The following is a 26,291-nucleotide window of genomic DNA, read 5'->3' as shown; positions in this document are numbered from 1 at the left end:
ACATGATGATTCGAATCGACGAGAGTTCCACACCGAGGGGGGATTTCGAACCATGACCATGGCTCCGGACCGGATTCGCGTGCGTTTGCCGGAAATCAGCACGCGGGCTTGGGAACACCCGGCCGACCGCACCGCGCTGGTGGCGCTGCGCTCGCTGAGCGGCTTCGACACCGTGCTGCGGGCGCTGTCGGGCCTGCTGCGCGAACGTCAGCACCGGCTGCTGTACCTGGCGACGGCGGTGCGCGTCGACGAACGCCAGTTCCGCACCCTGCACGAGCTGCGCGCCGACTGTGTCGACGTGCTGGACGCGGCGAGCACGCCGGAGATGTTCGTGCTGCAGGACCCGTCGGTGAACGCCTTCACCATCGGGATGGACCGGCCGTTCATCGTCGTCACCACCGGCCTGCTCGAACTGATGGACACCGAGGAACTGCGCTTCGTGATCGGCCACGAGCTCGGGCACGCGCTGTCCGGGCACGCGGTGTACCGCACCATGCTCATGCACCTGATGCGGCTGTCGGCGACGGTCGGCTGGATGCCGGTCGGCGGCTGGGCGCTGCGCGCGATCGTGGCGGCGCTGATGGAGTGGAGCCGCAAGTCGGAGCTGTCCGGCGACCGCGCGGGCCTGCTGTGCTGCCAGGACGTGGAGGCCTCGGTGCGGGTGCACATGAAGACCGCCGGTGGCGCCTGGCTGCACGAGATGAACCACGGCGCCTTCCTGGACCAGGCCGACGACTACCTGCGCTCGGGCGACCTGCGCGACGGCGTGCTCAAGCTGCTCAACCTGGAGCTGCAGTCGCATCCGTTCTCGGTGCTGCGCGCGGCCGAGCTGCGCCGCTGGATCCAGTCCGGCGAGTACGACCGGGTCCTCGGCGGCGCCTACCCGCGCCGCGAACACGACAAGAACGCCCGCATCAGCGACGAGGTCAAGAACGCCGCCCGCAGCTACCGCGAGAGCTTCGACCAGTCCGAGGACCTGCTGGTCCGCACCGTGCGCGACCTGGGCCGCGATGTGGGCTCCGCGGTCAACACCGTCGGCCAGGAAGTCGGCCGCACCGTAGCCGATCTGGGCAAACGCTTCGACGACTGGCGCAAGAACTAGCGGGTGAAGAACCAGGCGATGATGACGAGGATCAGCAGACCGACCAGGGCGAGCTGAACGCGGGAGCGGGGCATCAGCGGGCCCCGCTTCCGACGGTCGGGCGGGCGGGGGCGGGCACCGGCCGCGGGGCCCGCGGCTCGTCGCTGTCGTCGCGGCCCAGCGCGCGGAAGATCGCGCGCAGGGTCCGGTCGAGCAGGAAGGCGATGGCGAAGCTGATCGGGACCATGCCCACCAGGACGACCAGGAACTGCGGAATGAACGGCAGTCCGGCTACCCAGAGCTCGAAGCCGTCCCACCAACCTGCGATGCGTTGCACAGCGCCAGCCTAGCCGCCGTGCCCGCGCGGACCCTGATCGCGCTGGTCACGGAACGACAACCGGCCGGTGCTCGCGGTGGACGAGTCGCCCGCCTGCCGTGATGATGGGGTGATGGCGTCCACCGACGATGCGTCCGCGGCCGATTCCCTGCCCATCCTGAGCCCGGTGTCCAGTAGCGGACGCCGGGGCGCGTTCCCGCCGATCGACGACTACGCCTTCCTGTCCGATTGCGAGACCAGCTGCCTGATCGCCAGCAGCGGCTCGGTGGAGTGGATGTGCGTGCCGCGCCCGGACTCCCCCAGCGTGTTCGGCGCGATCCTGGACCGCAGCGCCGGGCACTTCCGGATCGGCCCGTACGGCAAGAACGTGCCCGCCGCGCGCCGGTACCTGCCGGGCGGGATGATCCTGGAGACCACCTGGCAGACCGCGACCGGCTGGCTGATCGTGCGCGACGCGCTGGTGCTCGGCCCCTGGCACAACAACGAGCAGCGCTCGCGCACCCATCGCCGCACGCCGGTGGACTGGGACGCCGAGCACACCCTGCTGCGGATGGTGAAGTGCGTGAGCGGGACCGTCGAGCTGGAGATGAGCTGCCAGCCCTCCTTCGACTACCACCAGGGCGGCACCCAGTGGGAGTACACCGGCAAGGTCTACGAGCAGGCCACCGCGCGGGCCACCGGGACGCCGGAGGCGAGCCCGTCGCTGGTGCTCACCACCGATCTGCGGCTGGGTCTGGAGGGCCGCGAGGCGCGCGCCCGCACCCGGATGTCGGAGGGCGACCAGGTGTTCGTCGCGCTGACCTGGTCGGAACTGCCCGCCCCGGCCACCTTCGACGAAGCCGCCGAGAAGATGTGGGCGACCACCGAATCCTGGCGCCGCTGGATCACCCTCGGTGATTTCCCCGATCATCCCTGGCGCAGCTACCTGCAGCGCAGCGCGCTCACCCTCAAGGGCCTGACCTACGCCCCCACCGGCGCGCTACTGGCCGCGGCCACCACCTCGCTGCCGGAAACCCCGGGCGGCGAACGCAATTGGGACTACCGCTACACCTGGGTGCGGGACGCGAGTTTCGCGCTGTGGGGCCTGTACACCCTGGGCCTGGATCGCGAGGCCAACGATTTCTTCGCCTTCCTCGACGACGTCACCACCGGCGAGAACGGCGACGCGCTGCCGCTGCAGGTGCTCTACGGCATCGGCGGCGAACGCCACATCACCGAGTACGAGCTGCCCACGCTGTCCGGCTACGACGGCGCGGTCCCGGTCCGGGTCGGCAATGCCGCCTACGACCAGGACCAGCACGACATCTGGGGCACCATGCTCGACGCGGTGTACCTGCACGTGAGATCGCGCGGGCAGGTGCCGGAGAATCTGTGGCCGCTGCTGGAACGGACCGTGCACGCCGCGATCGCCAACTGGCGCGAGCCCGATCGCGGGATCTGGGAGGTGCGCGGCGAACCGCAGCACTTCACCTCATCGAAGATCATGTGCTGGGTGGCGCTGGACCGCGGCGCCCGGCTGGCCCAGATGCACGGGCAGCACGCGCGCGCCGCGGAATGGTTCGACATCGCCGAGCAGATCCGCGCGGACGTGCTCGCCCACGGCGTGAACGACGAGGGCGTGTTCACCCAGACCTACGGCGGCGACACCCTCGACGCCTCACTGTTGCTGGCGGTGCTGACCCGGTTCCTGCCGCCCGAGGACCACCGCATCCGCGCCACCGTGCTGGCCATCGCGACCCGGCTCACCGTCAACGGGCTGGTGCTGCGCTACCGCACCGACACCACCGACGACGGGCTGGCCGGGGAGGAGGGCACCTTCACCATCTGCTCGTTCTGGCTGGTCTCGGCGCTGGTGGAGATCGGCGAGCTGGAACGCGCCACGCACCTGTGCGAGCGGCTGCTCGGGTTGTCGAGCCCGCTGCGCCTCTACGCCGAGGAGATCGATTCGCGCACCGGCAGGCACCTGGGCAACTTCCCGCAGGCGTTCACCCACCTGGCCCTGATCAACGCGGTCACGCACGTGATCCGGGCCGAGGACTCGCGCAACGCGGGCCAGTTCCAGCCCGCGCACACCCCGCCGCTGCGGTCCTAGTAGGTGAGCCGTTCGGCGCGCTCGCGCAGCCCAGCGAGCGTGCGCAGGCCCGCGTCGATCTCGGTGATGCGCAGTTCGCGCTGGTTGCCGTAGCGCTGCCCGGCCTCCTCGGCCGCGCGCAGGGCCTCGTCGGCGGTGCGCGCCACCTCGGTGGCGATCTCGGTGTAGTGATCGCGCAGCACCCGCTGCAGCCCGCGCAGGCGATTGCGGGATTCCTTGCCCACCTGGAAGATCACGTCGTCGGCGAGCCGCGCGACGGCGACCTTGGCCTCGGCCTGCCTGCGCTGCTTGCGATTTCCGCGATCGTCCCACAGCGCGTGCACGCCCAGCAGCAGGCCCGCGCCCGCGGAGTACCAGTTGACCAGGCCCATATCGAGCAGGCTGGTGGCCAGACCGACCATCAGGATGCCGCCGTAGGAGCCGCGCAGCGCGGTGATCGCCTGCTGTCCCACACTGGATTTCGCGCTCTCCAGCGCTTCCAGGGACTGCACCGGATCGAGCACGTCACCGGGGTTGGTCAGCCGCAGTTCGGGCAGCGGGGGTGTGCGGTTGTCCGGCGGGAACTTGGCGGCGACCTGCTCGCCGAGTTCGACGGCGCGATAGTGCGCCATCACGAAGTTCTCCTCGACCGCCTCGCAGATCCGGGCGTCGAGCTCGGTGCCGAACTCCGACCACTTGCGGGCGGGATCGGTACGGGTGATCTCGGTCTCGGCCTCGCGGACCAGCGTGCGCAGCCGGTGGCGCAGGTCGTGTTCGATGTCGACGGCGAGTTCGGAGCTGCCGTCGACCAGGGTGACCTGCCAGGTGGCGGTGCGCTGGCGCAGCTGGTCGGCCTCGGCCCGCGCCGCGGCCAGGCGCTGGGTGATCTCGGCGCGGCGGCGCGGATCCCGCAGCGCGTCGGCCTCGGCCCGCAGGGTGACGCTGAGCTGGTCGGTGACCAGCGCGATATCGCGGACCGCGGCCGCGATGGCCACCGCGTCCGCCTGGGCCACCACGTAGTCCTGCAGGTGGTCGACGAGCTGGGGCACCCCGGATTCGGCGTCGAGCTGCTGGTCGCCGATCTCGCCCGCGCGCTGGTGCAGCAGCGCCGAGACCGGCGCGACCGCGAAGTTCAGTCCGGCGCCGTCGAGCAGCGCGCGATTGCGGCGCTGGGTCAGCGACCAGTGCGGGTTGCGGTCGATCTTGGTGAGCACGCAGACCACCGAGGGACACATCTGTTCCACCCGGCGCAGGTACTCGAGCTGGGCGTCGGTGAGTTCGGCGGCGGAGTCGGTGGCGTAGAGCACCACGTCGGCGGCGGCGATCATCGACCAGGCGGCGCCCTCGCGGGCCAGCGGGCCGGGGGCGTCCATCACCACCAGGCCGTCGGCGAGCAGCCTGCTCGGCTCGGCGAACTCCGCGCGCAGCACGCCCAGGGTGGTCAGGGCCGGGCCCGGGTTCTGTGGGTCGACGGGCACCCGTTCGACCCGGCCGCGCGGCGCGGACTTCACCAGGGTGGCGCTGGGCGCTGGCCCGTATTCGACGATCACCGGAACGCTCGGCTTGCCGTCGGTCGCGCTGACCGGGCTGCCGACCAGGCTGTTGACCAGGGTGCTCATCCCGGCCTGCGGTTCGCCCACGACCACCAGGCGCACCCGGGTGTCGCTGAGGCGGGCCCGCACCATGCCGAGGCGGGCGTCGAGGTCGTCGCGGCCGCCTGAGCGGACCAGTTCCCGCAGTTCGTCGACGAGCGACACGACCGGAGCCATCACATCCGGATGCTTCACCGTCGCGGCCTGCAGTCCGGCTGCGGCAGACAACTGTCCCTCACTCTCGTTGCACGTGCCCGGCCGTATCGCAAAGGCGAGACGCCGTCATTTCAGATGACGAAGTCATACCCATGGTGATCGACGGGAAACACCGTGACCACGGGATCGACCCCGGAGATGCCGGAATCGAACAGTCCGGCCGATACGCCATGGTAGCTGGCGCCGTGGTGGTCGAAATCGGCGGCGATCGGCTTGGTCTCGATGACCGGGGGTTTCACCGGCGCGACGGTGGTCGGCGGGGTGACCACGGGCGGCGGGGTGACCACCGACGGAGTGTCGATGTCCACGGTCGGCTGCTGGGTGGGCACCTGCGCGGTGGGCTGGGTGTGCGTCGGCTGGGTGTGGGTGGGCTGAGTCTGGGTGGGCTGCGTCTGGGTGGGCTGGGTGGCGGTGGGCACGTCGACCGTGGGGGTGGTGGGCGCGGTCGAGGGCGTGGTGCCGCCGTCGGAGGTGCCGGGCGGGGTGGTCACCGTGTCGGAGGTGGCGGGCGGGGTGACGCTGCCGGAGGTTCCCGGCGGACTGGTCACGGTGTCGTCGGGGGTGGTCGGGGTGACCTGGCCGGGCGTGGTGGGCAGGGTGCTGCCCGGGCCGGTGGTGACGTCCGGCGTGGACGGGGTGGTCACCGTGGGCAGCGGCACCTTCACCGTGGTGGTCGGCAGGTCGATCGTCGGGACGGTCGAGGGCGACGTGGTGCCCGGCGCGGTCGACGGGGTGGTGGTCTGCGTGCCACCGGACAGGTCCGGCTCGACGACCGGCTTCGTCGGCGTGGTGACCGGGGCGAACAGCCCGGGCACCGGCACCGCGGGCGCGGTCACGCCGGGGCCGCCGAGCACATTGGCGATCGGGGTGGTCGCGGCATCGGGCTGGACGGTGGTCTGCAGCGGGGTGTTCACCACGGGACTCACCGCGACCGGGGCCGCGGCGGCCGGGGCGACGACCGGGGCGGGCGCGATGGGCGCCGGTGCCGGGGCGGGCGCGGGGGCGAACGGGGTCGCCGGGGCCGGAGCGGGCGCGGGGGCCGCGGCGACCGGCGCGGGCGCGACCGGCGCGGGCGCCGCCGCGGGCGCGACGGGGGCGGGTGCCGTGGTCGAGGAACCGGGCAGACCGATCCCCGAGGAGGACGAGCCGGGCAGACCGGGCGCTCCCGACGAGGTGCCGGGCAGACCGGCCCCGTTCTGCGCACCCGTGCCGTCGGCGCCCGGGACCTTCAGCCCGCTGCCCAGGTACTGGCCGTAATCGTCGAGCTGGTCGCCGACCTTGCCGACCTGCAGGTCGACCTTCATCTGCGAGGTGAACCACACGCCGTCGAGCCCGGCGTGCATGTCGACCTGCCATTCGGAGGTGACCATGGCGCCGAAGCCGTCGAACATGCCGCCCAGGTCGCCGATGCCGTCGAAGAGGCCATCGCCGGTGCCCGCCGCCCCGCCGGGGTTGCCCGGACCGGGCAGACCGGGCAGGCCCACGCCGTCGAAACCGGGGATGCCCACGCCGTGGCCGGGCAGGCCGTCGAAGCCGGGGATGCCGATGCCGTGACCCGGCAGGCCCAGGCCCGGGTGCGAGCCGGGCAGACCGATGCCGTTGTCGATGTCGGTGTCGGTGTCGTCACCGCCGCGGAAGCTGGGTAGCGACGGCGGGTGCGCGGACGAGGGGATGCCGATGCCGGTGGAGGTCTCCCCGGAGCCGGGGATGCGCATCTCGCGCTCGCCGTCGGAGCCGGGAATGCGCGGCTCCCACTCGGATTCGCTCGCGCGCGCGACCATGGTCAGGTCGTGGTCCATCGGCGGCTGCCCGCCGAAGGGGGTGGGCGTGGCCGGCGGCTCGGGCTCGTAGGCCAGGTCCGGGAAGGTGACGATCGGGCTCGGCACATCCGGATCGGGGTCCGGCGAGACGTGCGAGGACCAGCCCGCGTAGCGGCTGTCGGCGGTGCTGGCGCCGTGCTCGGGTGTGGTCCCGTTGGCCGCGACGAGCGCGCCACCGGTCACATAGGCACCCGCCCTGGCGACCCTGGCCACACCGTTGGCGACCCGGTAGGCGGTGTCCGCACCCTCCGCGCGCGCGGCACCGTCATCGTCAGGCAGATCACGCGTCATCCCAAGCTCCAACACTCGCATCGCTGTTGTCCCCACCCGATCGAGGCGAAGTGAGAAACATCCAACACTATTTCCGGAACGCCGCACTGTCGTTTCGGACAGAACGGCCGGTACCACCCTATGGCGAGCAACAGCTTTCGGCGAGCCGTGGAAACCAGGGGGACCGGATCCCCAGAGAACTCTAACGATTGATCAACACCGCGTGAAGATCGGCTGCTTAGCGTCGGTTCCACCGGCCGCACAGGTCGGCGAAACCCCACGTCAGGAGAGCTGAACATGATCGCAACCCCGTCCCGTCGCCGAGTCCGCGCGGCCGCCCTGCTCGGTGGCGCCGCCGTGTTCACCGTCACCGCCGCCGGGCTGGCCGCCGCGAGCCCGGGCACCCCCGCCGAGACCGACCACACGATCGTGGTCTGCACCGCGCCGGGCGAACCGCCGCTCGAGCACGGTGACGGTGGGCACTTCTCGCACACCATCACCATCGAGCGCGGCGACGTGGAGGTCGCCCCCGCCCGGCCGATGGCCCCGGGCGCGCTGCCGCCGCTGGCGGACGGGCAGTGTATGCGGATCGAGGCGGGCGAGCACGCCCCGGCGCTGACCGCCCCCGCCCTGCCGTCCCGGCGCTGACCAGGCCGGATGCGTGATCGCACTAGGGTGAGCGGATGACCGGACAGCAGATCTTGGTCGTCGACGACGAGGTCCGCGTGCTGGCCTCGCTGCGGCGCGGCCTGGAGCTCTCGGGCTTCGACGTCCTCACCGCGGCCGACGGCGCGGCGGCGCTCACCCTGGTGCGCTCGGCCGCCCCCGACGCCATGGTGCTCGATGTGAACATGCCCGAGCTCGACGGCGTCGGCGTGGTGACCGCGTTGCGCGCGATGGGCAACGACATCCCGATCTGCGTGCTCAGCGCCCGCAGTGCGGTCAGCGACCGGATCGCCGCCCTCGAACGCGGCGCCGACGACTACCTGACCAAACCCTTCGACCTCGGCGAACTGGTGGCCCGGCTGCGCGCGCTGCTGCGGCGCAGACCGGTGACCGGCGGCGGGGCGACGGTGCAGGTGGGCGCGGTGGTGATCGACCTGGCGGGCTACCGGGTCTACGCGGGCGGCGCGCCGGTCGAGCTCACCAAACGCGAGTTCGAGCTGCTGGCCATGCTGGCCCGGCATGCCGGGATGGTGCTCGGGCGCGAGCAGATCCTGTCCGCGGTCTGGGGCTACGACTTCAGCACCGACACCAATGTGGTGGACGTGTTCGTCTCCTACCTGCGGCGCAAGCTGGAGGCCGACGGGGTGGCCCGGGTGATCCACACCGTGCGCGGGGTCGGGTTCGTGCTGCGGGACGCGTCATGAGGAGCTCGTGGTCGCTGCGCACCCGGGTCGCGCTGGTGTCGGCGCTGGTGGCCGCGCTGGTGGCGATCACCCTCGGGCTCACCTACGCGGCGCTGTTGCAGGTGGCGGGCACCCGCCAGCTCGACCAGACCATCTCGACCATGCACGTGCGGGTGGCGGACGACGGCGATTTCACGCCCGCCCTGCCCATTCCGGGCACCCCGGCGCCGCCCGGTCGCGCCGACACCGTCACCGTGCCCGACTCCGCGCTGGCCACCGTGCACGGCGCGCCCGGCCTGGTCGTGCGGCTGGACCCCGACCGCGACCTGGTCGACGCCGCGATCACCCGCAGCCAGCTGATCGGCTTCGGCATCGGGATCGGCGGCGTGCTCGTCGCGGCCGGATTGGGCTGGGTGCTGGCCGGTTTCGCCGCGCGCCCGCTGCGCAGGCTGGCCACCGCCACCCACGAGATCGACACCCTCGACGAACTGCCGCCACTGTCCGGGCGCGGGGTGCGCGAGGCCGAGGAACTCTCCGACGCGATGACCCGGATGCTGGCCCGGCTGGAGACCGCGCACGCCGAGACCCGGCAGGCACTGGCGAGCGCCAGGGACTTCGCGGCGGTGTGCGCCCACGAATTGCGCACCCCGCTCACCGCCATGCGCACCGACCTGCAAGTGCTCGCAGGCACCGAGCTCCCGGCCGAGCAGCGCGGCGCGGTACTCACCGATGTGCTGGCCGCCGAACGCCAGATCGAGCACACCCTCACCGATCTCGAACGCCTGGCCGTCGGCGAACTCACCGACCCGGCCGCCTTCGAACCGTTCGACCTGTGCGACACCCTCGACCGGGCCGTGCAGAACGCGCGCCGCGCGCGACCCGGCGTCGACATCGCGCTGACCGCCTGCGAACCGGTCCCGCTGACCGGTCTGCCCGGCGGCATCCTGCTGATCGTCACCAACGGCATCACCAACGCGGTACACCACGGCCACGCGGCGACGATCGCCGTCGCGGCCCGGCGCGCGGGCACCGACATCGAGATCACCGTCGACGACGACGGCTCCGGCGTCCCGGATCACCTGGCCGACACCGCGTTCGAGCGGTTCGTCAAACGCCCGGGCTCCCCCGGTTCCGGTCTCGGCCTTGCCCTGGTCCGTCAGCAGGCCGAATTGCACGGCGGCAGCGCCGAACTCACCTCCGGCCCACTCGGCGGGGCGCGCCTGCTGGTACGCCTCCCCGCCGGGCCGGGCTGAGCGCTACTTGCCCTTGGGCTTGTCGGCGGCCGCGTCCGAGGACAGCGCGGCAACGAAGGCCTCCTGCGGCACGTCGACCCGGCCGATGGTCTTCATGCGCTTCTTGCCTTCCTTCTGCTTCTCGAGCAGCTTGCGCTTACGGCTGATGTCACCGCCGTAGCACTTGGCCAGCACGTCCTTGCGGATCGCCCGGATGTTCTCGCGGGCGATGATCTTGGACCCGATCGCGGCCTGGATCGGCACCTCGAACTGCTGGCGCGGGATGAGCTCGCGCAGCTTGGTGGTCATCTTGTTGCCGTAGGCCTGCGCGGCGTCCTTGTGCACGATGGCACTGAACGCGTCGACCGCCTCGCCTTGGAGCAGGATGTCGACCTTGACCAGCGCGGAGGACTGCTCGCCCGCCTCCTCGTAATCGAGCGAGGCGTACCCGCGGGTGCGCGACTTGAGCGAGTCGAAGAAGTCGAAGATGATCTCGGCCATCGGCAGCGTGTAGCGCATCTCCACGCGCGTCTCCGACAGGTAGTCCATGCCGAGCAGCTCGCCGCGGCGGCTCTGGCACAGCTCCATGATGGTGCCGACGAACTCGCTCGGCGCGATCACGGTGCACTTGGTCACCGGCTCGAAGGTCTGGCGGACCTTGCCCTCGGGCCAGTAGGAGGGGTTGGTGACGATGTGCTCGGTGCCGTCCTCCATGACCACCCGGTAGATCACGTTGGGCGCGGTGGAGATCAGGTCCAGGCCGAACTCGCGCTGCAGCCGCTCGCGGGTGATCTCCATGTGCAGCAGGCCGAGGAAGCCGCAGCGGAAGCCGAAGCCCAGCGCTACCGAGGTCTCCGGCATGTAGGTCAGCGCGGCATCGTTGAGCTGGAGCTTGTCCAGCGCGTCGCGCAGGTCGGGGTAGTCCGAGCCGTCGACCGGGTACAGGCCCGAGTAGACCATCGGGCGCGGTTCCTGATAGCCCGCCAGGGCGCTGGCGGCGCCGTCGCGCGCCGAGGTGACGGTGTCACCGACCTTGGACTGGCGCACGTCCTTCACACCGGTGATCAGGTACCCCACCTCGCCGACGCCCAGGCCCTGGGTGGGCTTGGGTTCGGGCGAGACGATGCCGATCTCGAGCAGCTCGTGCTGCGCGCCGGTGGACATCATCTTGATCTTCTGGCGCGGGGTGAGCTTGCCGTCGACCACACGCACGTAGGTGACCACGCCGCGGTAGGTGTCGTAGACCGAGTCGAAGATCAGCGCGCGGGCCGGGGCCTCGGCGTCGCCGACCGGCGGCGGGACCTCGGCGATCACCTTGTTCAGCAGCGCGTCGACACCGACACCGGTCTTGCCGGAGACCCGCAGCACGTCGTCGGCCTCGCAGCCCACGATGTGCGCGATCTCGGCGGCGTAGCGGTCCGGGTCGGCGGCGGGCAGGTCGATCTTGTTCAGCACCGGGATGATCACGAGGTCGCGTTCCATCGCCAGGTACAGGTTCGCCAGCGTCTGCGCCTCGATGCCCTGGGCGGCGTCGACCAGCAGGATCGCGCCCTCACACGCCTCGAGCGCCCGCGAGACCTCGTAGGTGAAGTCGACGTGGCCGGGGGTGTCGATCATGTGCAGGACGTAGTCCTCGCCGTCGACATTCCAGGGCAGGCGCACGTTCTGCGCTTTGATGGTGATGCCGCGTTCACGCTCGATGTCCATCCGGTCCAGGTACTGGGCACGCATCGCGCGCTCCTCGACCACACCGGTCAGCTGCAGCATCCGGTCGGCCAGCGTCGACTTGCCGTGGTCGATGTGCGCGATGATGCAGAAGTTCCTGATCCGGGACGGATCGGTGAACGTCGTGTCGGCAAAGCTGGAAGCCACTCCACTCCTCGAGGGGTATCGGCGAACTGGGTCCATCGTCCCATGGCCGGATCGGTGGCCCTGTCACCGGTGCACCGAAGCGCCGAGTCACCGTTATATTTCAGGGATGGCCAGCAGTTGGAACACACTCGGCAAGCAGCTCGGCGTGATCGCCAAGGAGCAGGGGCCGAAGATCGTGCGCAAGCAGGGGCCGCGGTTGCTGGAGAAGCTGGTGGAGGCGCTGGGCAGCAAGCCCGGCCCCTCCGTCGCCGTCCGCCCGACCGCATCGACTCCGGTGCCCACCGCGCACCGTGCCCGGCAGATCGTCTACTGCCCGCAGCTGGACGGTCGCGCCGATCCCGGTGAGATCGTCTGGACCTGGGTGCCCTTCGAAGAGGACCCAACCAACGGCAAGGACCGCCCGGTCCTGGTGGTCGGCCGCGACCGCAAGACCCTGCTCGGGCTGATGCTGTCGTCCAAAGCCGAACGCGCGCACGACCGCAACTGGGTCGGCATCGGGTCGGGGCCCTGGGACAACGAGGGCAGGCCCAGCTGGGTCCGCCTGGACCGGGTGCTCGACGTGCCGGAGGACGGCATCCGGCGCGAGGGCGCGATCGTCGAACGCAAGACCTTCGACCTGGTCGCGCACCGGCTCGTCGCCGAATATCACTGGAGCTGACCGCTGCGAACCCCCGGCTCACCGGAGGCGGGGGTTCGCCCCGACGATCAGGGCGCGATCTCCTTGGACCGCCCGAAGATCATCCCGTACACCAGCGCGCCCAGCGCCCCGCCGATCAGCGGGAACAGCACGAACGCCCACAGCTGCCCCATCGCGCCGTCCTGGAACGGCGCCACCCCGATGCTGCGGGCCGGGTTGCCCGAGCCGTTGTCCACCGGGATCGCCACCAGGTTCACGATGGCGAACGCCGCGCCGATCGACATGCCCGCCAGCGGCGCGTCGGAGATCTGGTCGGTGGAGGCCAGCACCACGAACACCAGCACGCCGGTGAGCATCACCTCCATGATGATGGTCGCCGCGAGCCCGTAGCCGTTCTGCAAGACCACCTCGCTCAGCGGCCCGGTCACCGCCGAGGGACTGTGCGCGCCCCAGCCGTTGGCGCCGAGCCCGTCGACCGGCCGGTCGTAGGCGGGCAGATTGTTCGCGATGGCGAACAGCACCAGCCCGGCCAGCAGCGCGCCGACGATCTGGGCGAGCACGTAGAATCCCGCGTTGCGCGGGCTGATCCGGCCCAGCAGCAGCTGCCCCAGCGTGACCGCCGGGTTCACATGACATCCCGAGATCGGCCCGAGCGCGTAGACCAGGAACATCAGGGTGAGACCGAAGGCCAGCGCCACGCCGAGCGCGCCCACCCGCTCCCCCGCCAGCACCGCCGTGCCGACACCACCGATCACCAGAACGAACGTGCCAAGCCCCTCGGCCGCCCACTTCTTGGAATCCGGCACCACCTCGGTCATCACCCACCGCCTTCGCCAGGACTGACCCCGCGACGAGCGGGGTTCCGCACGATCCACTCGGAGATTACGCGAGCCGGGTGACCTCCACAACGACCTCCAGATCGGTCGAGCCGCCCCCGGAGAACACGCCTTTCAGCGGCGGCACATCGGCGTAGTCACGCCCCACCCCCACCGAGACGTGCTGTTCGTTGACCGCCAGATTGTTGGTCGGGTCGTAGCCCCACCACTGCCCGGTCCACGCCTCGATCCAGGCGTGCGACTGCCCCGCCACCGTCTCCCCGAGCGCCGCGCCGGGCTTGGGATGCAGATAGCCCGACACATAGCGGCTCGGAATCCCCATGCTGCGCAACAACACCAGCGTCAGATGCGCGTAGTCCTGGCACACGCCGCGCCGCTCGGCGAAGGCCTGCAGCGCGGAGGTGTGCACCGAGGTGGTCCCCGCGATGTAGTCCATCTCTTTGTGCACCCACTCCGCCGCGCGCACCACCGCCTTGGCGGGCGGTTCGCCGCGCGAGAGCTGCCGGGCGACGGTGGCCAGCTTGCGGTCGCGCGGCACATAGGCGGTGGGACTGAGCATTTCGTCGAAGCGGTCGACGACGCGCGCGCCGCGCAGGTCCTCGAAGGTGAGTTCCCCGGCCGGTTCGGCGAACGGCTCGGTCTCCACCACCGAGGAGCCGGTCACCTCGAGTTCGGTGTGCGGGGCGTGCAGGTCGAAGGCGGTGACCGCGGTGCCCCAGTAGTCGGTGTAGCGGTAGGCCCTGGTGGCCGGGACGGTCTCGACGCGATTGAGGATCACGTTCTGCCTGCTGTCGGCCCGCGGCGTGAGCCGGGCCTCGTTGAACGAGCGCGTCACCGGCGCGTCGTAGACATATCCGGTGGTGTGCACCACCCTGATGCGCCAGCTCACAGCTCCCCCTCTACCGCCACGCGCGGGTCCTGGTTGCTCCGCACATCGGTCCAGGCCACCCAGGGGGTGGCGTGGAAGTACTGGCGCGAGACCGCCTCGCTCACCTCGCGGCAGCATTTCTGCAGGGCGAGCAGCCTGCTCTGCAGGTCTTCCAGCAGCACGCCCGGCGGCAGGAACTCCAGTTCGCTGCGGGCCCGCCCGAGCACCCGCTGCGCCTCGTGCCGCGCCCCGACCCGGCTGCCCGGCCGCTGGTCGAGCTCGGTCAGGCAGTCCTCGGCCACCCGCAGAGTGTGGAACACCGAGCGCGGGAAAAGCCGGTCGATCAGGATGAATTCGGCGACCCGGGCGGCGTCGAGGGCGCCGCGGTGGGTGCGCAGATAGGTGTCGTGGGCACCGGCCGAGCGCAGCACCGTCACCCAGGCGGGCGAGGAGGTGCGGTCGCCCGCGCGCGAGAGCAGCAGGCGCACCATCATGTCCACCCGTTCCAGGCAGCGGCCCAGCAGCAGGAAGCGGTAGCCGTCGTCGCGGCTCAGGGTGGAGTCGGTGAGCCCGGTGAACATGGCCGCGCGGTCCTTGACGAAGGAGAAGAACTCGTGCGGGCCCAGGCCGCGCGCGGCCTTCTCCGCCGCGGGCAGGCCATTGTAGGTGGCGTTGAGGCACTCCCACATCTCGCTGGAGGTGACTTCCCTGGCGCCCCGGGCATTTTCGCGGGCCTTGGCGATGGAATCGCTGATCGAGACCCCGTGCGCGTGGCTGAACGCGACCAGGTCGGTCACCGACCAGACATCCAGGCGCAAGCCCTCGGGCGCTTCGATGCCGAGCACCTTGAGCAGCACCCGCGAGGTGCGGTCGGCGTCGACGGTGGCGTCCTCGAGCAGCTGGTGCACGGCGACGTCGAGGATGCGCGCGGTGTCGTCGGCGCGCTCGACGTATCGGCCGATCCAGTAGAGGGATTCGGCATTGCGAGCAAGCATGTGTGTCAGTCCCCGATCAGCCGCTGCGTCTGTTGTTGTTGCTGCTGTTGCTGATTGGCCTGCGGCGCGCTGAGCTCACGGCCGAGCTCGAAGGAATCGGCCTGGGGCGGGTCGCTCACCAGCTCCGAGCCTGCCAGTTCCCGCTCGACCGGACCCGAGCGGCCCGCCAGCACCCAGGTGTCCTTGCTGCCGCCGCCCTGGCTGGAGTTCACCACCAGCGAGCCCGCGGGCAGCGCCACCCGGGTCAGCCCACCGGGCAGCACCCAGATGTCGTCGCCGTCGTTGACCGCGAACGGGCGCAGGTCCACGTGCCGGGGCACCAGGTCGTCGCCGATCTTGGTCGGCACGGTCGAGAGCTGCACCACCGGCTGGGCGATCCAGCCGCGCGGGTCGGCCTTGATCTTGCGCCGCACCGCGTCGAGCTCGCGCGGGCCCGCGTCGGGCCCGATGACGATGCCGTACCCGCCGGACCCCTCGACCGGCTTGACCACCAGCTCGCCGACCCGGTCGAGCACCTCGGCGCGTTCGTCGTCGAGCCAGCAGCGGAAGGTGTCGACATTGGGGAGCACCGGCTTCTCACCGAGGTAGTACTCGATGATCGTGGGCACATAGGTGTAGATCAGCTTGTCGTCGCCGACCCCGTTGCCCACCGCGCTCGAGATCACCACATTGCCCGCCCGCGCGGCATTGAGGATCCCGGCCACCCCGAGCACCGAATCGGGCCGGAAGTGCATCGGGTCCAGGAAGGTGTCGTCGATGCGCCGGTAGATCACGTCGACCTGCCGCTCGCCCGCGGTGGTACGCATGTAGACGACATTGTCGCGGCAGAACAGATCGCGCCCCTCGACCAGCTCCACCCCCATCTGCCGGGCCAGCAGCGAATGCTCGAAGTAGGCGGAGTTGTGCACGCCGGGGGTGAGCACCACCACGGTCGGGTCGGCCTCGTTGGGCGCGGCCGAGGCCCGCAGCGCGCGCAGCAGATGCCCCGGGTAGTCGCCGACCGCGCGCACGCGGTGCGAGGAGAACAGATCGGGGAAGACCCGGGCCATGGTGCGCCGGTTCTCCATCACATAGGAGACCCCCGACGGCGAGCGCAGATTGTCCTCGAGCACCCGGAAGTCACCGCGTTCGTCGCGCACCAGATCGATGCCGGAGACGTGGATGCGCACCCCGTTGGGCGGCACCAGCCCGGCCGCCTCCCGGTGGAAGTGCGCACACGAGGTCACCAGCCGCTTGGGCATCACCTGGTCGCGCAGGATGTTCTGCTCGCCGTAGATATCGGCCAGGAACAGCTCGAGCGCGGTCACCCGCTGCTTGATGCCGCGTTCCAGCTTGGCCCACTCCGCGGCGGCGATCACCCGCGGCACCAGGTCCAGCGGGAACGGGCGCTCCTGCCCGGACAGCGAGAAGGTGATGCCCTGATCGATGAAGGCGCGATCCAGCGCGTCGGAGCGCTTGGCCAGATCGTCGACGTCGATGGCCGCCATCGCGGCGTGGATCCCCCGGTAGGGGGCGCGTACCCGGCCCGCGGCGTCGAACATCTCGTCGAAAGCGTCGGCGAAACGGCCCGGCCCGTACCCCTCGAACAAGCCGGACTGCCGCCCGGACGACCCCACCGACGCCGGTGCTGCGGATCGACCCGTACTCGGCGCTGTGGTGGAGGTCATGGGAAAAACTGTGCATCACCCGGCAGCCGGGTTCTGTGAGACACAGGTAAATTTCTTGCATCACCTGAAACGGGTGAAATCCAGCGGCCGGGCGGTCATCCGGCGCAGGGCCGATTTCGCCCGCCGGTGCCGAGCTGGTAACCTCGACATTCGGCGCGGTGTTACCCGTAGTTCAGCACCACCTGCTGCATCGTGGGCGCGCGCCCGACGAGCTTTCAAGACCTACCACCCAGCGACAGGAAACCAGAGGATACAGGCGTGGCCAACATCAAGTCCCAGATGAAGCGGATCCGTACCAACGAGGCGGCGCGCAAGCGCAACCAGTCGGTCAAGTCCGCGCTGCGCACCGCGATCCGCAACTTCCGCGAGGCCGCTGCCAGCGGTGACAAGGAAAAGGCTGCCGAGCAGCTGCAGTTCGCGAGCCGCAAGCTCGACAAGGCCGCTTCCAAGGGCGTCATCCACGCCAACCAGGCGGCCAACAAGAAGTCCGCGCTCGCGCTGGCTCTGAACAAGATCTGATCGGAGCGGGCTCGTTCCCGCTCAGCAATACTTCGCAAGACGCAGCCGCCGTGGCCTCGATGACCACGGCGGCTTTTGTCGTCGGCTACCATTCCGCGCATGTTGACGGTCTACGCGAATCAGACGGTGGTACGAGGCGACGACCTGGCCGAGGTGATCCGCGCCGCGGAGATCCTGGGGCTCGGCCTCAAGATCGAGAATGTGATGGTGCCCGACGAGGAGGGCGGCTACTCCCCCGCCTGGATCGTGACCCGCGAGGAGGAGGTCCCGCTCTACGAGGAGTGGGAGGGCCGCTACGAGGATCTCGAGGACGACCTCGGGGACGACGAGGAGCAGCTCGCCCTGGTCGGTGAGTGATCGTCCGGTTCAGTTCACACAGGGGATCTCCCCCGAGGTGATGTCGCTGCGGACCGGTCTGCCCGCGTCGGGAGTTTCCGTCACCGAGCTGGTCGTACCGATCTGCCTGCCGCTGGTCGCTTCCGCCGGGAGCGCCGCGGGCGGGGTGTGCCGCCGGGTCGTGGTGGTGGGCGCCGGGTCGGCGAACGGGGTGCCGAAGGCGGTCGAGATCTCCCGGCGGATGGCCGCGCGGTCGACGATGTTCACGTCCTGGCCGTTGATCACGTCGTAGCGCAGCACCGGCAGGGTGCGGAACTCGACCTGCGGGTCGTCGGCGCTGCCGAGGGTGCGCACGAAATCAGTCATGCTCCAGCCGTCGGAGAGCACGATATTGCGGTGCGCCACATCCATCAGCGCCGAGAGTTTGCCGGGATCGGTGAGGGTGCCCGCGCTGTGCAGCTGCCGGGCCACCGAGGTGAGGAAGGCCTGCTGACGGTGGGTGCGGTCGAGATCGCCGTTCTCCAGACCGTGCCGCTGCCGCACGAAGGCCAGGGCCTGCGCGGGATCCAGGTGCTGGCGGCCCGCCGGGAAATCGGCCCCGGAGAACTCGGTGTCGCTCACCGGATTGTTGAGGCACACCTCCACACCGCCGAGCGCGTCGGCCAAATCGTAGAAACCGGCCAGGGTGATCTCGGCGAAGCGATCGATCGGCGCCCCGGTCAGGTCGCGGACCGCCCCCACGATCGAGGCGCGGCCCGCCTCCCGGCCCGCCTGTTCGAGTTTGCGCCGGTCGGTCATCCCGCGCGCGATCAGCTGGTCCTGCACGGCCGCCTTCTTCAGCCCGTACGCCTCCTTGATCTTGGCGTGGGTGTAGCCGGGGATGCCGGTGACCGGCACGTAGTCGTCGCGCGGGATGGAGACCGCGACGATCTTGTCCATCGCGGCCGGGATGTGCACCAGGATCAGGGTGTTGGCGTTGTAGCCGCCCTCGTCGCCGTCCCCGGCGTGCAGTTGCTCGAGCACCTCGGGAGGCAGCTCGTCGCCGTTCTGGTCGCGCCGGGTGTCCAGGCCGATCAGCAGGATATTGAGGTCGCCGCCGAGCGAGTGCGGCGCGTCCTCGCCCAGGGCGTAGGACCGCAGGAATCCCGCGTCGAAATTGCCCGCCGTCGACCAGCCGTACGCGGTCACCGCGACGATCGCGGCCGACAGTCCCGCGGCGATCCCCTTCCCGATCCCCCTGGCCCAGCCCCTCGCCGACCGACGAGCGCGGCGACCTTTCCCGCGCTCATCGGTTCGGCTAGCGGTCGGCTCGTCCATGTCCCGATCGACTCTGCCAGCGCCAGGAGTGATCGGAGATCGCGATCGGATCGCGAATTGGTGGCGACCGCCGGGTGTCCTCTGTCTGCCGGGCCGTGCTCAGGCCTTCGGGACCAGCGTGTTCTGCCGGGCCGCCGTCCACCAGCGGCCGTTCTCCTTGACCAGGACATACAGCGCGATCATCGCCGCCTCGGTGTCGATCAGGTCGCCCTCGGGGGTGGTGGCGCGGGCCTGCTTGTACGCGAGGGCGATATCGGGGCGCAGGAAGCGGATGTCGGTGACGTCGTAGCGGACGTACTCGTCCTTCAGGAACCCGGCCAGCCCGAACCGGTTCGCCGCGAGCAGGTCCTCGCGGCCGCTGATCAGCATGCCCGCGGCATTGCCGACGGTGGCGTTCGCGGCGAACGGCGCGGTCAGGAGTTCGGGGTCGTTGGTGTTCATCGCGGTCTGGGTGTCGGCGATGATCGCGCGGATCGCGGCGATGTCGGCGGTGTGATCGACGGTGTGGTCGTCGATCACCGGGGGCTGGGTGGTATTCGTGTCCATGCCCAGCATCCTGCTTCCTGAACCTTTGTTCAGGTCAAGCGTGCGGGTTCGCGGCGCCCCCACCCTGGATGCCCTCGGGCGCGAAGGGCGGCCGTGGTCAACCGGCGGCGCGCAGGTCCAGGATGCGGGAGAGGGCGTGTTCGACGGCGTAGGTGGCGTCGGCGGCGCCGCCCTTGACATCGGCGTTCAGGGTGGCGACCACCTGCAGGGCGGTGCCGATGGTGGCGGGATTCCAGCCGCGCGCTTGCGCCTGGGCCTTCTTCACCTTCCACGGCGGCATGCCGAGTTGCTGGGCCAGCTTGAACGGGTCGCCGCGGCCCGCCGAACCGACCTTGGCGATGGTGTGCACCGAGTCGGCGAGCGCGTCGGCCAGCAGCACGTGCGGCACGCCCCGATCGGTGGCCCAGCGCAGGGCCTCCATCGCGGCGGGACGATCCCCGGCCACGGCCAGCTCGGCGACATCGAAGCCGGTGACCTCGGCCCGGCCGGAGTAGTAGCGCCGCACCGCGTGCACGTCGACCTTGCCGCCGGTATCGGCGACCAATTGCGAACAGGCCGCGGCCAATTCGCGCAGTTCCGAGCCGACCGATTCGATCAGCACCTGGGCCGCGTCGGCGGGGACCTTCACCCCCGCAGCCCGGAACTCCCCGCGCACGAATTCCATCCGCTCACCGGCCTTGGTGAGTTTGGCGCACTCGTGCACGACGGCGCCCTGCTTCTGCAGGGCGGGCGCCAGCGCCTTGGCCCGGCCACCCCCCGAGTGCAGCACCATGAGCACCACGCCCTCGGGCGGGTCGCTCGCGGCCGCGGTGATCACCGCCACCGCGTCCTTTCCCGCCTCGGCCGCGGACTCCAGCACGATCACCCGGTCCTCGGCGAACAGCGACGGGCTCAGCAGCTCGGCCAGTTCGGCGGTGCTCGCGTCACCGGCCCGCAGCCGGTCGACCGGCACCGATTCCGGATCCGGCGCCCCGGCCCGCACCGCCGCGGTGACCTGCGCCACCGCGCGTTCGACCAACAGCTCCTCGTCCCCGAGAACCAGATGCACCGCGGCAGGTCGTTCGCTCACGAGCCGATCCTACGGACCACCCCCGACAACCGGCGCGCCCCATGCCGGAGCATCCCGCGCCCGGTCGGCCTCCCCTCGGGAGGTGGGCGTACCGCTCCCGGTCCCGCGCGTGAGCGAGCGGATCGGCGCCGGGAGGTGATGATGCGCAGGTCCGCCGGACTGCTGCCGAGCACGATCACGTCACCGTCGCGATCGGTCCGGGCGATGGTGCTGCCCAGCGCGGCGAGCGTGGCGGTGACTGTCGGATGCGGGTGCCCGAAGGTGTTGTCCCTCCCGGAACTGATCAACGCCAGCCGCGGCCGCACCGCCCGGAAGAACTCCGCCGTCGTCGTCCGTGACCCGTGATGCGGCACCTTGAGAACGTCGGCCCGCACATCGTGCTCCCGCATCACCCTGGCTTGCGCCGCGCCCTCGATATCCCCGGTGAACAACACCGACCCGACCGCCGTCCGCGCCATGACCACCAGCGACCGATCATTGGCCTCATCCGCCGCCGTGCTCGTAGATGCCCCCGCTCCCGACGCCAGCACCGCCAGATCCACCTCCCCGAAGGCGAATATCTCGCCCGCGAACAACTCCATCATGGGAACACCTGCCGCACAGGCGCTCTCGGCGACCCGCCGAATTCCTCCTTCCTCCCCGTGGTCGCCCACATGGTCCTTCCTGTGGTCACGATCAGCCCACCCATCCGCCACCGACGATTCCCGATCGGTGAGGGCTGTACCGGTACTCGCGGCGGTAGCGGCCGCGTCGCACGGCGGCGTGGTGCTGTGAGATCGGGCGCCGTCGGGCGAAGTGGTGGGGAGTTCGCCTGGCGCGGTAGCGATGGCGTCGACGGTGCGGCCGCGGAGGGCACCGGATAGTCCGTCGATGTGGTCGGCGTGGGGATGGGTGAGGATGAGCAGGGGAATCCGGGTGATGTGCAGCGCGTCGAGGCATCGGCGGATGAGGCGGGGGTCGGGGCCGGTGTCGATGACCACGGCGGCACCGGGCCCGACGGACAGGGCCAGTCCGTCCCCCTGACCGACATCGCACATCGCCAGAGTCCAGCCCGACGGCGGCCAGCCGGGAGTCCACAGGCGAAGTGGCACAAGCACTATCGAGATCCCGAACGCGACGACCGCGAGCAACCGCCGGGTCCGCGGCCACCGCAGCGCGGCAATCACCGCGACGACGATCAGCGCCGCCACCACTCCCCCGACGGTGCCCGAGCGCACCGTCATGGTCGCCCCGGGCACCGCAGCTGCCCGATCGGCCACTCCGAGCAACCACCACATCGGCGGCCGCGCACACCACAGCACCCACACGGCGGCATCACCCCACACGCACGCCACCGCGGTGCCCACCGCCCCGATCACCGTGATCAGCCCCACCACCGGAGCCACCAGCGCATTCGCGAAGATCGCGACCAGACTCACCCGGCCCGACAGCGCCACCATCAGTGGCAGAGTCACCACGAAAGCCGCCGCGGCCACCGCCATCACCTCCGCGGGCGCGCGCCACCATCCCCGTGCCCGCAGCCAGTCCGCCCAGCTCGGCGCGAGCAGGATCAACCCGGCCGTGGCCAGTACCGACAGAGCGAACCCCGCGCTCATCGCCAATTGCGGTGCGACCGCGAGTAATCCGATCACCGCGCCACACAGCGCGGGTAACGCTTGCTTCCGCCGTCCGGTCAGGAGCGCGAGCACCGTCACCGACCCCATTGCCGCTGCGCGCAGGACGCTCGGGTCGGGACGCGCGATGACAACGAACACTCCGACCACGCCCGCGGCGGCAACCGCGCTGATCCGGGGCCCGGCGGTGAGCAACCGGGTGAGCGCGAGCAACGCCGTCAGCAGAATCGTGAAGTTCGCCCCGCTGACCACGCACAGGTGCTGAAGCCCGGCGATTTCGAACGCGTCCCGGACATGATCGGGCAGCGCAACCGTGTCACCGACGACCAGGGCGGGCAGCAAGCCCGCGGCGTCCGGTGGCAGCGCCCGCCCGGCCGCCGCCACCAGATCCGCCCGCACCCCGGCCGCCACCCGCTGCCACCACGGTGGCTCACCTAGCCGTTCCGGCGGCGCCGACGCGTTCAGCGCCGCGATGGTGAGATCGGCGCGATTCGGCCGGCTCACCTCCGCCCGGAACCGCACCCGCTGTCCCGGTGACAGCGTGGCCCACTCACCACCGCCCGCCAGCACCACGACGGCCCCACCTGCGCGTGTCCACCCGCTGCCGCCACCGAATTCCCGCAGCTCGGCGTGCACGATCCACCGGCGCTGCCCACCGAACCCGCCGCCACGCATCGGCTTGGCGTCATCGGTGACCACCGCCACCACACTCACCGACCGCCCGACCATGTCCCGCAGCGGATGCGCCTGCACCCGGTACTCCCGCCACGCCCCGGCCGCCCCGAATCCCGCGGACAACAGCACGGCCGCCAATCCGGCCACCGCCACCACCCGCCATCGCTCCCGCCGATGCGCGATCGCCCACAGCAGCACCACCCACAACCCGATGGCGACGACCACGGCGGCCACCGACAGCACTGCTCCCGCGACCCACCCGGCTCCGATCGCCACGATCGTCGCCATCCAGCATCCCACCGCGGCGGGCACCAGCCGCATATCGAGAACCTGCCGCTCCCGCTCGTCCTCGACGTCAGCGATTTCCTCCCCCAGCACCTTCATCCGCACACCGCGCAAGCAGACCGGGCGGCACCACACTCCTGATCCGATCGCGGGCGTCCGCGTGCTCCGCACAGGCGATCACCAGGGGCTGACGTCCGCTCCCGAGCACACACCGCCCGCCCGACTCCGGAGCGAGATCGACCGGTCATCCCGGTACCGCACCGGTAGGCCACGACCACCCGGCCCCGTCCTGTCGCTCCGTCCCCGTGGGCAGAGCGAACGAGCCGATTCGCCGCGGCCACACCGAGTTCAACGAGCCCGTGAGCTTCCCTTCCCGGCAATCCGCCTCCCCGATCGCACCGAGAGCCGACACTGAACGACGCCGGTCAGCGGAGCCATCCGGGCAGCCCGACAGGAGCCTGTTCTCCGAACCGGTATCGGCAGCAGCGCCACAGCCGCCCCAGGTGCAGTCGAGATCGTTGGAAGCCATCGTGGCGGAATTCCCCTGAGCCGCAGTCACTTCGTGTTCGGCCCAGGGAGCGGTGACCGCACGTGGACAACCGCCGACGCCCGAATCGTCCACGGATCTCGTTGCCCCGCCTGACAGTCGCCATGCCGCGCAAAGGGTTTCGGTCGTCAGGTTCGGCCGACGAGGCGTCGTCATATGGTCACCAGCTCGCGCAACCGGGCCAGACGTGCGGGACCGATGCCGTCGACCTCGCCCAGCTGGGCGATATCGGTGAAGCGGCCGTTGGCTGCGCGCCAGGCGAGAATGGCCTTGGCGGTGACCGGGCCGACGCCGGGAAGCGCATCGAGTTCAGCTTCGGTGGCGGTATTGAGGTCGACGCCAGCAGCCTTGCCTGCGCCCGCGCCGGTCGGCTTGGGACCGGTGACCCCGGATGAGGTGGGACCGGCCGCGGGTGTTCCCCCGGACGCGCTGATCATTGCGCTGCCGAGCCGGGGCGGTTCCGATTGCGGACCGGTGGCGCCGACGACGAGCTGGTCGCCGTCGGACAGGCGCTGGGCCAGATTCAAGCCGGTCAGGTCGGCACCGTCGCGAACGCCCCCGGCCATCTCGATGGCGTCGGCGACGCGAGACCCACCGGGCAACCGGTGCAGACCGGCACGTTCGACCAGACCCACGACGCTGACCACCACGTCGGCACCCACACCAGTACCGGTGTCCGTCATCGCGGCGACCGCGGCCACCGTTTCCGGGCGTGCGGGCGCGGCCTCGGCCCGCACCACCGGAACCGGCGGCACCGCCTGCGACAACGGCTGATCTCGCATCACCACCACGCCGGTGACCACCACCGCGACGACCCCGACCACGCCCAGCGCTATCGCACCCCGCCGTCCCGGGTCCATCCGGGCCCCCCGAAACCGCTCCGGTACGAGCCGGTTCCGGCGTCGTGACGCTCCCTCGTCGAGCCAGCTCGGCAACCTCACCTCGTCGGACCGCGCCGGTGCGACCTCGTCGTCCCAGTGCCCTCCACCGCGGCCACCCCCGCTGCTCCGGCCGTGCTCGTGCCCGGGCGGTCCACCGGCCCACCCGGGGTCCCGCACCGCCATCCCACCCAACCGCTGACGCACCCGCTCGTGCTCTTCGTGTCGTGACATGCCGCCGACGGTATGCCGACACGACCGCACTACCCGCCCCGCGACCAGGCCTTTCGATCAGCCTGTGGATAACTCGAAACCTGTGGACAACTACGCATTCCGCGCACAAAGACCACACTTTCGACGCGACCCGAACGGATACGGTGCGCGCATGACGACTCCGCAGTACGGATGGATACATGCATCCAGCACAGCGATTCCGCGAGTTCGCACTCCGCGAAGCACGCGGCAATTCCCCGCTCTATCACCGGCGGGCGCTCGATATCGCCACCGACCCGGAAACCCTGGCGCTCATCGCCGCCTTACCCCCGGACAAGCAGCAACCGAACCTGATCCTGACGCCGCCGACAGCCGGGATCGCGACTGGCTGGCAGCCCTCGTTTGGCCCGGTCAGGACGACCGGGTGTCGCGGCTGCGGGCAGCTTGCGCGATCGCGGCGGCGGACCCACCGATCATCCTCGCGGGCGACCTGATCGAGAAGGTCGCCGACCTGGTGGAAGCGGCGCCCCGGGACAGCACGGTGGTCGTCTTCCACAGTGCCGTGCTCACCTATCTGTCTCCGGCCGAGCGGGCGGAGTTCCGGACGACGGTCCGGGCACTGCCGTGTCACTGGATCTCCCAGGAAGGCACCGGGGTACTGCCCTGGCTCACCGAGCAGCTGCCCGAGCGGGATTCGGACGCGGCGCGAATGGTCGTAGCGCTCGACGAGGTGGCGCTGGCCTACGCGGGCCCGCACGGGCAGTCGCTGGACTGGTTCGGCGTGGGGTGAGGGTGTCAGATGCTGCGCATCACCGAGACGACGCGGCCGAGGATGACCGCTTCATCGCCGTCGATCACGGAGTAGGCGGGGTTGCGGGGTTCGAGGTGGATGTGGCCGTTGCGGCGGCGGAAGACCTTGACGGTGGCTTCCTCGCCGATCATGGCGGCGACGATGTCACCGGAGGTCGCCTCCTGCTGCCTGCGGACCACCACGAGGTCGCCGTCGCAGATGGCGGCGTCGATCATCGAGTCGCCGCGCACGCGCAGGGCGAAAACCTCACCGCGGCCGACCAGTTCGCGCGGGAGCGTGAGGACGTCGTCGGTGTGTTGTTCGGCCAGGATGGGGGTACCGGCGGCGATATCGCCGACGACGGGGACGGTCACCCCGGCAGCGGAGTTCGCGCCGGGCGCGGTGCGCAGGAACAGGCGGACGTCGATGGGACGGGTCAGGCTCGCGCCGCGGCGCAGGAAACCGTCCTCCTCCAAGGCTTTCAGGTGTTTGGCGACCGTGGAGGTGGACCGCAGGCCGACCGCGTCGGCGATCTCCCTGGCGCTGGGCGAATAGCCGTGCGCGAGCACCGAATCCCGGATCACGGCGAGAATGTGTTGCCTGCGCGGCGGCAGGTTCGCGGTGTCGAGGTAGTCGAAGTCGTCGAATGCGGTCACCGGG

The 26,291-nt window shown here is 70.6% G+C and carries 24 protein-coding genes; 10 read left to right on the top strand and 14 right to left on the bottom strand.

What is annotated here, in order from left to right:
• The first annotated feature begins 52 nt into the window (after positions 1 to 52).
• Complete coding sequence (locus tag WA675_RS08155; RefSeq protein WP_336083271.1) at positions 53 to 1,102, top strand: M48 family metallopeptidase; 1,050 nt, start codon at positions 53 to 55, stop codon at positions 1,100 to 1,102.
• A gap of 73 nt (positions 1,103 to 1,175) precedes the next feature.
• Here the strand turns inward: WA675_RS08155 and WA675_RS08150 are convergent, their stop codons facing one another.
• Entirely contained in the window at positions 1,176 to 1,418 is a 243-nt protein-coding gene (locus tag WA675_RS08150) for a hypothetical protein (protein WP_336083270.1), read from the bottom strand.
• Positions 1,419 to 1,530: 112 nt separating this feature from the next.
• Here WA675_RS08150 and WA675_RS08145 point away from each other — a divergent pair, with 112 nt between their 5' ends.
• Complete coding sequence (locus WA675_RS08145) at positions 1,531 to 3,510, top strand: glycoside hydrolase family 15 protein (protein WP_336083269.1); 1,980 nt, start codon at positions 1,531 to 1,533, stop codon at positions 3,508 to 3,510.
• On the opposite strand, the gene WA675_RS08140 is transcribed toward WA675_RS08145, so the two are convergent.
• Both WA675_RS08140 and WA675_RS08135 read right to left on the bottom strand, forming a co-directional pair.
• Entirely contained in the window at positions 3,507 to 5,309 is a 1,803-nt protein-coding gene (locus WA675_RS08140) for a hypothetical protein (protein ID WP_336083268.1), read from the bottom strand. The two genes, WA675_RS08145 and WA675_RS08140, sit on opposite strands and share 4 nt — an antisense overlap.
• 59 nt (positions 5,310 to 5,368) lie before the next feature.
• Complete coding sequence (locus WA675_RS08135; protein ID WP_336083266.1) at positions 5,369 to 7,408, bottom strand: hypothetical protein; 2,040 nt, start codon at positions 7,406 to 7,408, stop codon at positions 5,369 to 5,371.
• A 276-nt stretch (positions 7,409 to 7,684) separates the two neighbouring features.
• On the opposite strand from WA675_RS08135, the gene WA675_RS08130 reads away from it, so the two are divergent.
• Genes WA675_RS08130 through WA675_RS08120 form a run of 3 tightly spaced genes read left to right on the top strand, consistent with a single transcriptional unit; the run spans position 7,685 to position 9,989 of the window.
• Entirely contained in the window at positions 7,685 to 8,035 is a 351-nt protein-coding gene (locus WA675_RS08130; protein ID WP_336083265.1) for a hypothetical protein, read from the top strand.
• Positions 8,036 to 8,070: 35 nt separating this feature from the next.
• Positions 8,071 to 8,757, top strand: coding sequence for a response regulator transcription factor (locus WA675_RS08125; protein ID WP_336083263.1), 687 nt, complete (start codon positions 8,071 to 8,073; stop codon positions 8,755 to 8,757).
• Positions 8,754 to 9,989 (top strand): HAMP domain-containing sensor histidine kinase, encoded by a 1,236-nt coding sequence (locus tag WA675_RS08120; RefSeq protein ID WP_336083261.1) that lies wholly within the window; start codon positions 8,754 to 8,756, stop codon positions 9,987 to 9,989. Before WA675_RS08125 ends, WA675_RS08120 begins: the two co-directional genes overlap by 4 nt.
• Before the next feature lie 3 nt (positions 9,990 to 9,992).
• Here WA675_RS08120 and lepA read toward each other — a convergent pair whose 3' ends face one another.
• A complete protein-coding gene (lepA, locus tag WA675_RS08115) occupies positions 9,993 to 11,876 on the bottom strand; it encodes a translation elongation factor 4 (RefSeq protein WP_336083259.1) in 1,884 nt (627 codons plus the stop codon).
• Between the two features lie 70 nt (positions 11,877 to 11,946).
• Here lepA and WA675_RS08110 point away from each other — a divergent pair, with 70 nt between their 5' ends.
• Positions 11,947 to 12,498, top strand: coding sequence for a type II toxin-antitoxin system PemK/MazF family toxin (locus WA675_RS08110; RefSeq protein ID WP_336083258.1), 552 nt, complete (start codon positions 11,947 to 11,949; stop codon positions 12,496 to 12,498).
• A gap of 47 nt (positions 12,499 to 12,545) precedes the next feature.
• Here the strand turns inward: WA675_RS08110 and WA675_RS08105 are convergent, their stop codons facing one another.
• The 4 genes from WA675_RS08105 to WA675_RS08090 all read right to left on the bottom strand — a co-directional run bounded on the left by WA675_RS08105 (position 12,546) and on the right by WA675_RS08090 (position 16,717).
• Positions 12,546 to 13,295, bottom strand: coding sequence for an aquaporin (locus WA675_RS08105; protein ID WP_336083256.1), 750 nt, complete (start codon positions 13,293 to 13,295; stop codon positions 12,546 to 12,548).
• Positions 13,296 to 13,359: 64 nt separating this feature from the next.
• Complete coding sequence (locus WA675_RS08100; RefSeq protein ID WP_336083254.1) at positions 13,360 to 14,202, bottom strand: transglutaminase family protein; 843 nt, start codon at positions 14,200 to 14,202, stop codon at positions 13,360 to 13,362.
• Positions 14,199 to 15,176: an alpha-E domain-containing protein gene (locus WA675_RS08095; RefSeq protein WP_336083252.1), complete on the bottom strand. Its 978-nt coding sequence runs from the start codon at positions 15,174 to 15,176 to the stop codon at positions 14,199 to 14,201. Before WA675_RS08095 ends, WA675_RS08100 begins: the two co-directional genes overlap by 4 nt.
• 5 nt (positions 15,177 to 15,181) lie before the next feature.
• On the bottom strand, positions 15,182 to 16,717 hold the full coding sequence (locus tag WA675_RS08090; RefSeq protein ID WP_336083593.1) for a circularly permuted type 2 ATP-grasp protein: 1,536 nt from the start codon (positions 16,715 to 16,717) through the stop codon (positions 15,182 to 15,184).
• 384 nt (positions 16,718 to 17,101) lie between these two features.
• Here WA675_RS08090 and rpsT point away from each other — a divergent pair, with 384 nt between their 5' ends.
• Complete coding sequence (rpsT, locus tag WA675_RS08085; RefSeq protein WP_019045815.1) at positions 17,102 to 17,362, top strand: 30S ribosomal protein S20; 261 nt, start codon at positions 17,102 to 17,104, stop codon at positions 17,360 to 17,362.
• Between the two features lie 99 nt (positions 17,363 to 17,461).
• On the top strand, positions 17,462 to 17,719 hold the full coding sequence (locus WA675_RS08080; RefSeq protein ID WP_336083249.1) for a hypothetical protein: 258 nt from the start codon (positions 17,462 to 17,464) through the stop codon (positions 17,717 to 17,719).
• 9 nt (positions 17,720 to 17,728) lie between these two features.
• On the opposite strand, the gene WA675_RS08075 is transcribed toward WA675_RS08080, so the two are convergent.
• The 5 genes from WA675_RS08075 to WA675_RS08055 form a co-directional block, all read right to left on the bottom strand.
• Entirely contained in the window at positions 17,729 to 18,886 is a 1,158-nt protein-coding gene (locus WA675_RS08075) for an LCP family protein (RefSeq protein WP_442945572.1), read from the bottom strand.
• Between the two features lie 228 nt (positions 18,887 to 19,114).
• Positions 19,115 to 19,561 (bottom strand): SgcJ/EcaC family oxidoreductase, encoded by a 447-nt coding sequence (locus tag WA675_RS08070; RefSeq protein ID WP_336083245.1) that lies wholly within the window; start codon positions 19,559 to 19,561, stop codon positions 19,115 to 19,117.
• Positions 19,562 to 19,658: 97 nt separating this feature from the next.
• The gene (gene holA / locus WA675_RS08065; RefSeq protein ID WP_336083244.1) at positions 19,659 to 20,630 is read right to left on the bottom strand and encodes a DNA polymerase III subunit delta; all 972 of its coding nucleotides are present in this window, start codon (positions 20,628 to 20,630) and stop codon (positions 19,659 to 19,661) included.
• Positions 20,627 to 23,302: a ComEC/Rec2 family competence protein gene (locus WA675_RS08060; RefSeq protein ID WP_336083242.1), complete on the bottom strand. Its 2,676-nt coding sequence runs from the start codon at positions 23,300 to 23,302 to the stop codon at positions 20,627 to 20,629. The genes holA and WA675_RS08060 overlap by 4 nt, the downstream gene beginning before the upstream one ends.
• A 600-nt stretch (positions 23,303 to 23,902) precedes the next feature.
• The gene (locus WA675_RS08055; protein ID WP_442945571.1) at positions 23,903 to 24,862 is read right to left on the bottom strand and encodes a helix-hairpin-helix domain-containing protein; all 960 of its coding nucleotides are present in this window, start codon (positions 24,860 to 24,862) and stop codon (positions 23,903 to 23,905) included.
• Between the two features lie 179 nt (positions 24,863 to 25,041).
• Between WA675_RS08055 and WA675_RS27385 the strand changes: the two genes are divergently transcribed.
• Both WA675_RS27385 and WA675_RS27380 read left to right on the top strand, forming a co-directional pair.
• Complete coding sequence (locus WA675_RS27385) at positions 25,042 to 25,335, top strand: DUF2332 family protein (RefSeq protein ID WP_442945582.1); 294 nt, start codon at positions 25,042 to 25,044, stop codon at positions 25,333 to 25,335.
• Entirely contained in the window at positions 25,230 to 25,631 is a 402-nt protein-coding gene (locus WA675_RS27380; RefSeq protein WP_442945581.1) for a DUF2332 family protein, read from the top strand. The genes WA675_RS27385 and WA675_RS27380 overlap by 106 nt, the downstream gene beginning before the upstream one ends.
• Positions 25,632 to 25,636: 5 nt before the next feature.
• Here WA675_RS27380 and lexA read toward each other — a convergent pair whose 3' ends face one another.
• Positions 25,637 to 26,287 carry a transcriptional repressor LexA gene (gene lexA / locus WA675_RS08045; protein ID WP_336083236.1) on the bottom strand — a complete coding sequence of 217 codons (651 nt, stop codon included), beginning with the start codon at positions 26,285 to 26,287 and terminating at the stop codon, positions 25,637 to 25,639.
• Positions 26,288 to 26,291 lie beyond the last annotated feature (4 nt).

Source organism: Nocardia sp. SSK8 (assembly GCF_037034205.1).
Classification (GTDB): Bacteria; Actinomycetota; Actinomycetes; order Mycobacteriales; family Mycobacteriaceae; genus Nocardia.
This window is presented reverse-complemented; position numbering and strand designations above follow the sequence as displayed.

What these genes read in the sequence shown, in the direction of transcription:
- WA675_RS08110 (WP_336083258.1), top strand. Translation starts at nt 11,947, where the DNA reads ATGGCCAGCAGTTGGAACACACTCGGCAAGCAGCTCGGCGTGATCGCC.
- lepA (WP_336083259.1), bottom strand. Translation starts at nt 11,876, where the DNA reads ATGGACCCAGTTCGCCGATACCCCTCGAGGAGTGGAGTGGCTTCCAGC.
- WA675_RS08135 (WP_336083266.1), bottom strand. Translation starts at nt 7,408, where the DNA reads ATGACGCGTGATCTGCCTGACGATGACGGTGCCGCGCGCGCGGAGGGT.
- WA675_RS27385 (WP_442945582.1), top strand. Translation starts at nt 25,042, where the DNA reads ATGCATCCAGCACAGCGATTCCGCGAGTTCGCACTCCGCGAAGCACGC.
- WA675_RS08070 (WP_336083245.1), bottom strand. Translation starts at nt 19,561, where the DNA reads ATGGACACGAATACCACCCAGCCCCCGGTGATCGACGACCACACCGTC.
- WA675_RS08105 (WP_336083256.1), bottom strand. Translation starts at nt 13,295, where the DNA reads ATGACCGAGGTGGTGCCGGATTCCAAGAAGTGGGCGGCCGAGGGGCTT.
- WA675_RS08055 (WP_442945571.1), bottom strand. Translation starts at nt 24,862, where the DNA reads ATGTCACGACACGAAGAGCACGAGCGGGTGCGTCAGCGGTTGGGTGGG.
- WA675_RS08095 (WP_336083252.1), bottom strand. Translation starts at nt 15,176, where the DNA reads ATGCTTGCTCGCAATGCCGAATCCCTCTACTGGATCGGCCGATACGTC.
- WA675_RS08155 (WP_336083271.1), top strand. Translation starts at nt 53, where the DNA reads ATGACCATGGCTCCGGACCGGATTCGCGTGCGTTTGCCGGAAATCAGC.
- WA675_RS08060 (WP_336083242.1), bottom strand. Translation starts at nt 23,302, where the DNA reads ATGAAGGTGCTGGGGGAGGAAATCGCTGACGTCGAGGACGAGCGGGAG.
- WA675_RS08125 (WP_336083263.1), top strand. Translation starts at nt 8,071, where the DNA reads ATGACCGGACAGCAGATCTTGGTCGTCGACGACGAGGTCCGCGTGCTG.
- WA675_RS08145 (WP_336083269.1), top strand. Translation starts at nt 1,531, where the DNA reads ATGGCGTCCACCGACGATGCGTCCGCGGCCGATTCCCTGCCCATCCTG.
- WA675_RS08120 (WP_336083261.1), top strand. Translation starts at nt 8,754, where the DNA reads ATGAGGAGCTCGTGGTCGCTGCGCACCCGGGTCGCGCTGGTGTCGGCG.
- WA675_RS08090 (WP_336083593.1), bottom strand. Translation starts at nt 16,717, where the DNA reads ATGTTCGACGCCGCGGGCCGGGTACGCGCCCCCTACCGGGGGATCCAC.
- WA675_RS08130 (WP_336083265.1), top strand. Translation starts at nt 7,685, where the DNA reads ATGATCGCAACCCCGTCCCGTCGCCGAGTCCGCGCGGCCGCCCTGCTC.
- WA675_RS08080 (WP_336083249.1), top strand. Translation starts at nt 17,462, where the DNA reads ATGTTGACGGTCTACGCGAATCAGACGGTGGTACGAGGCGACGACCTG.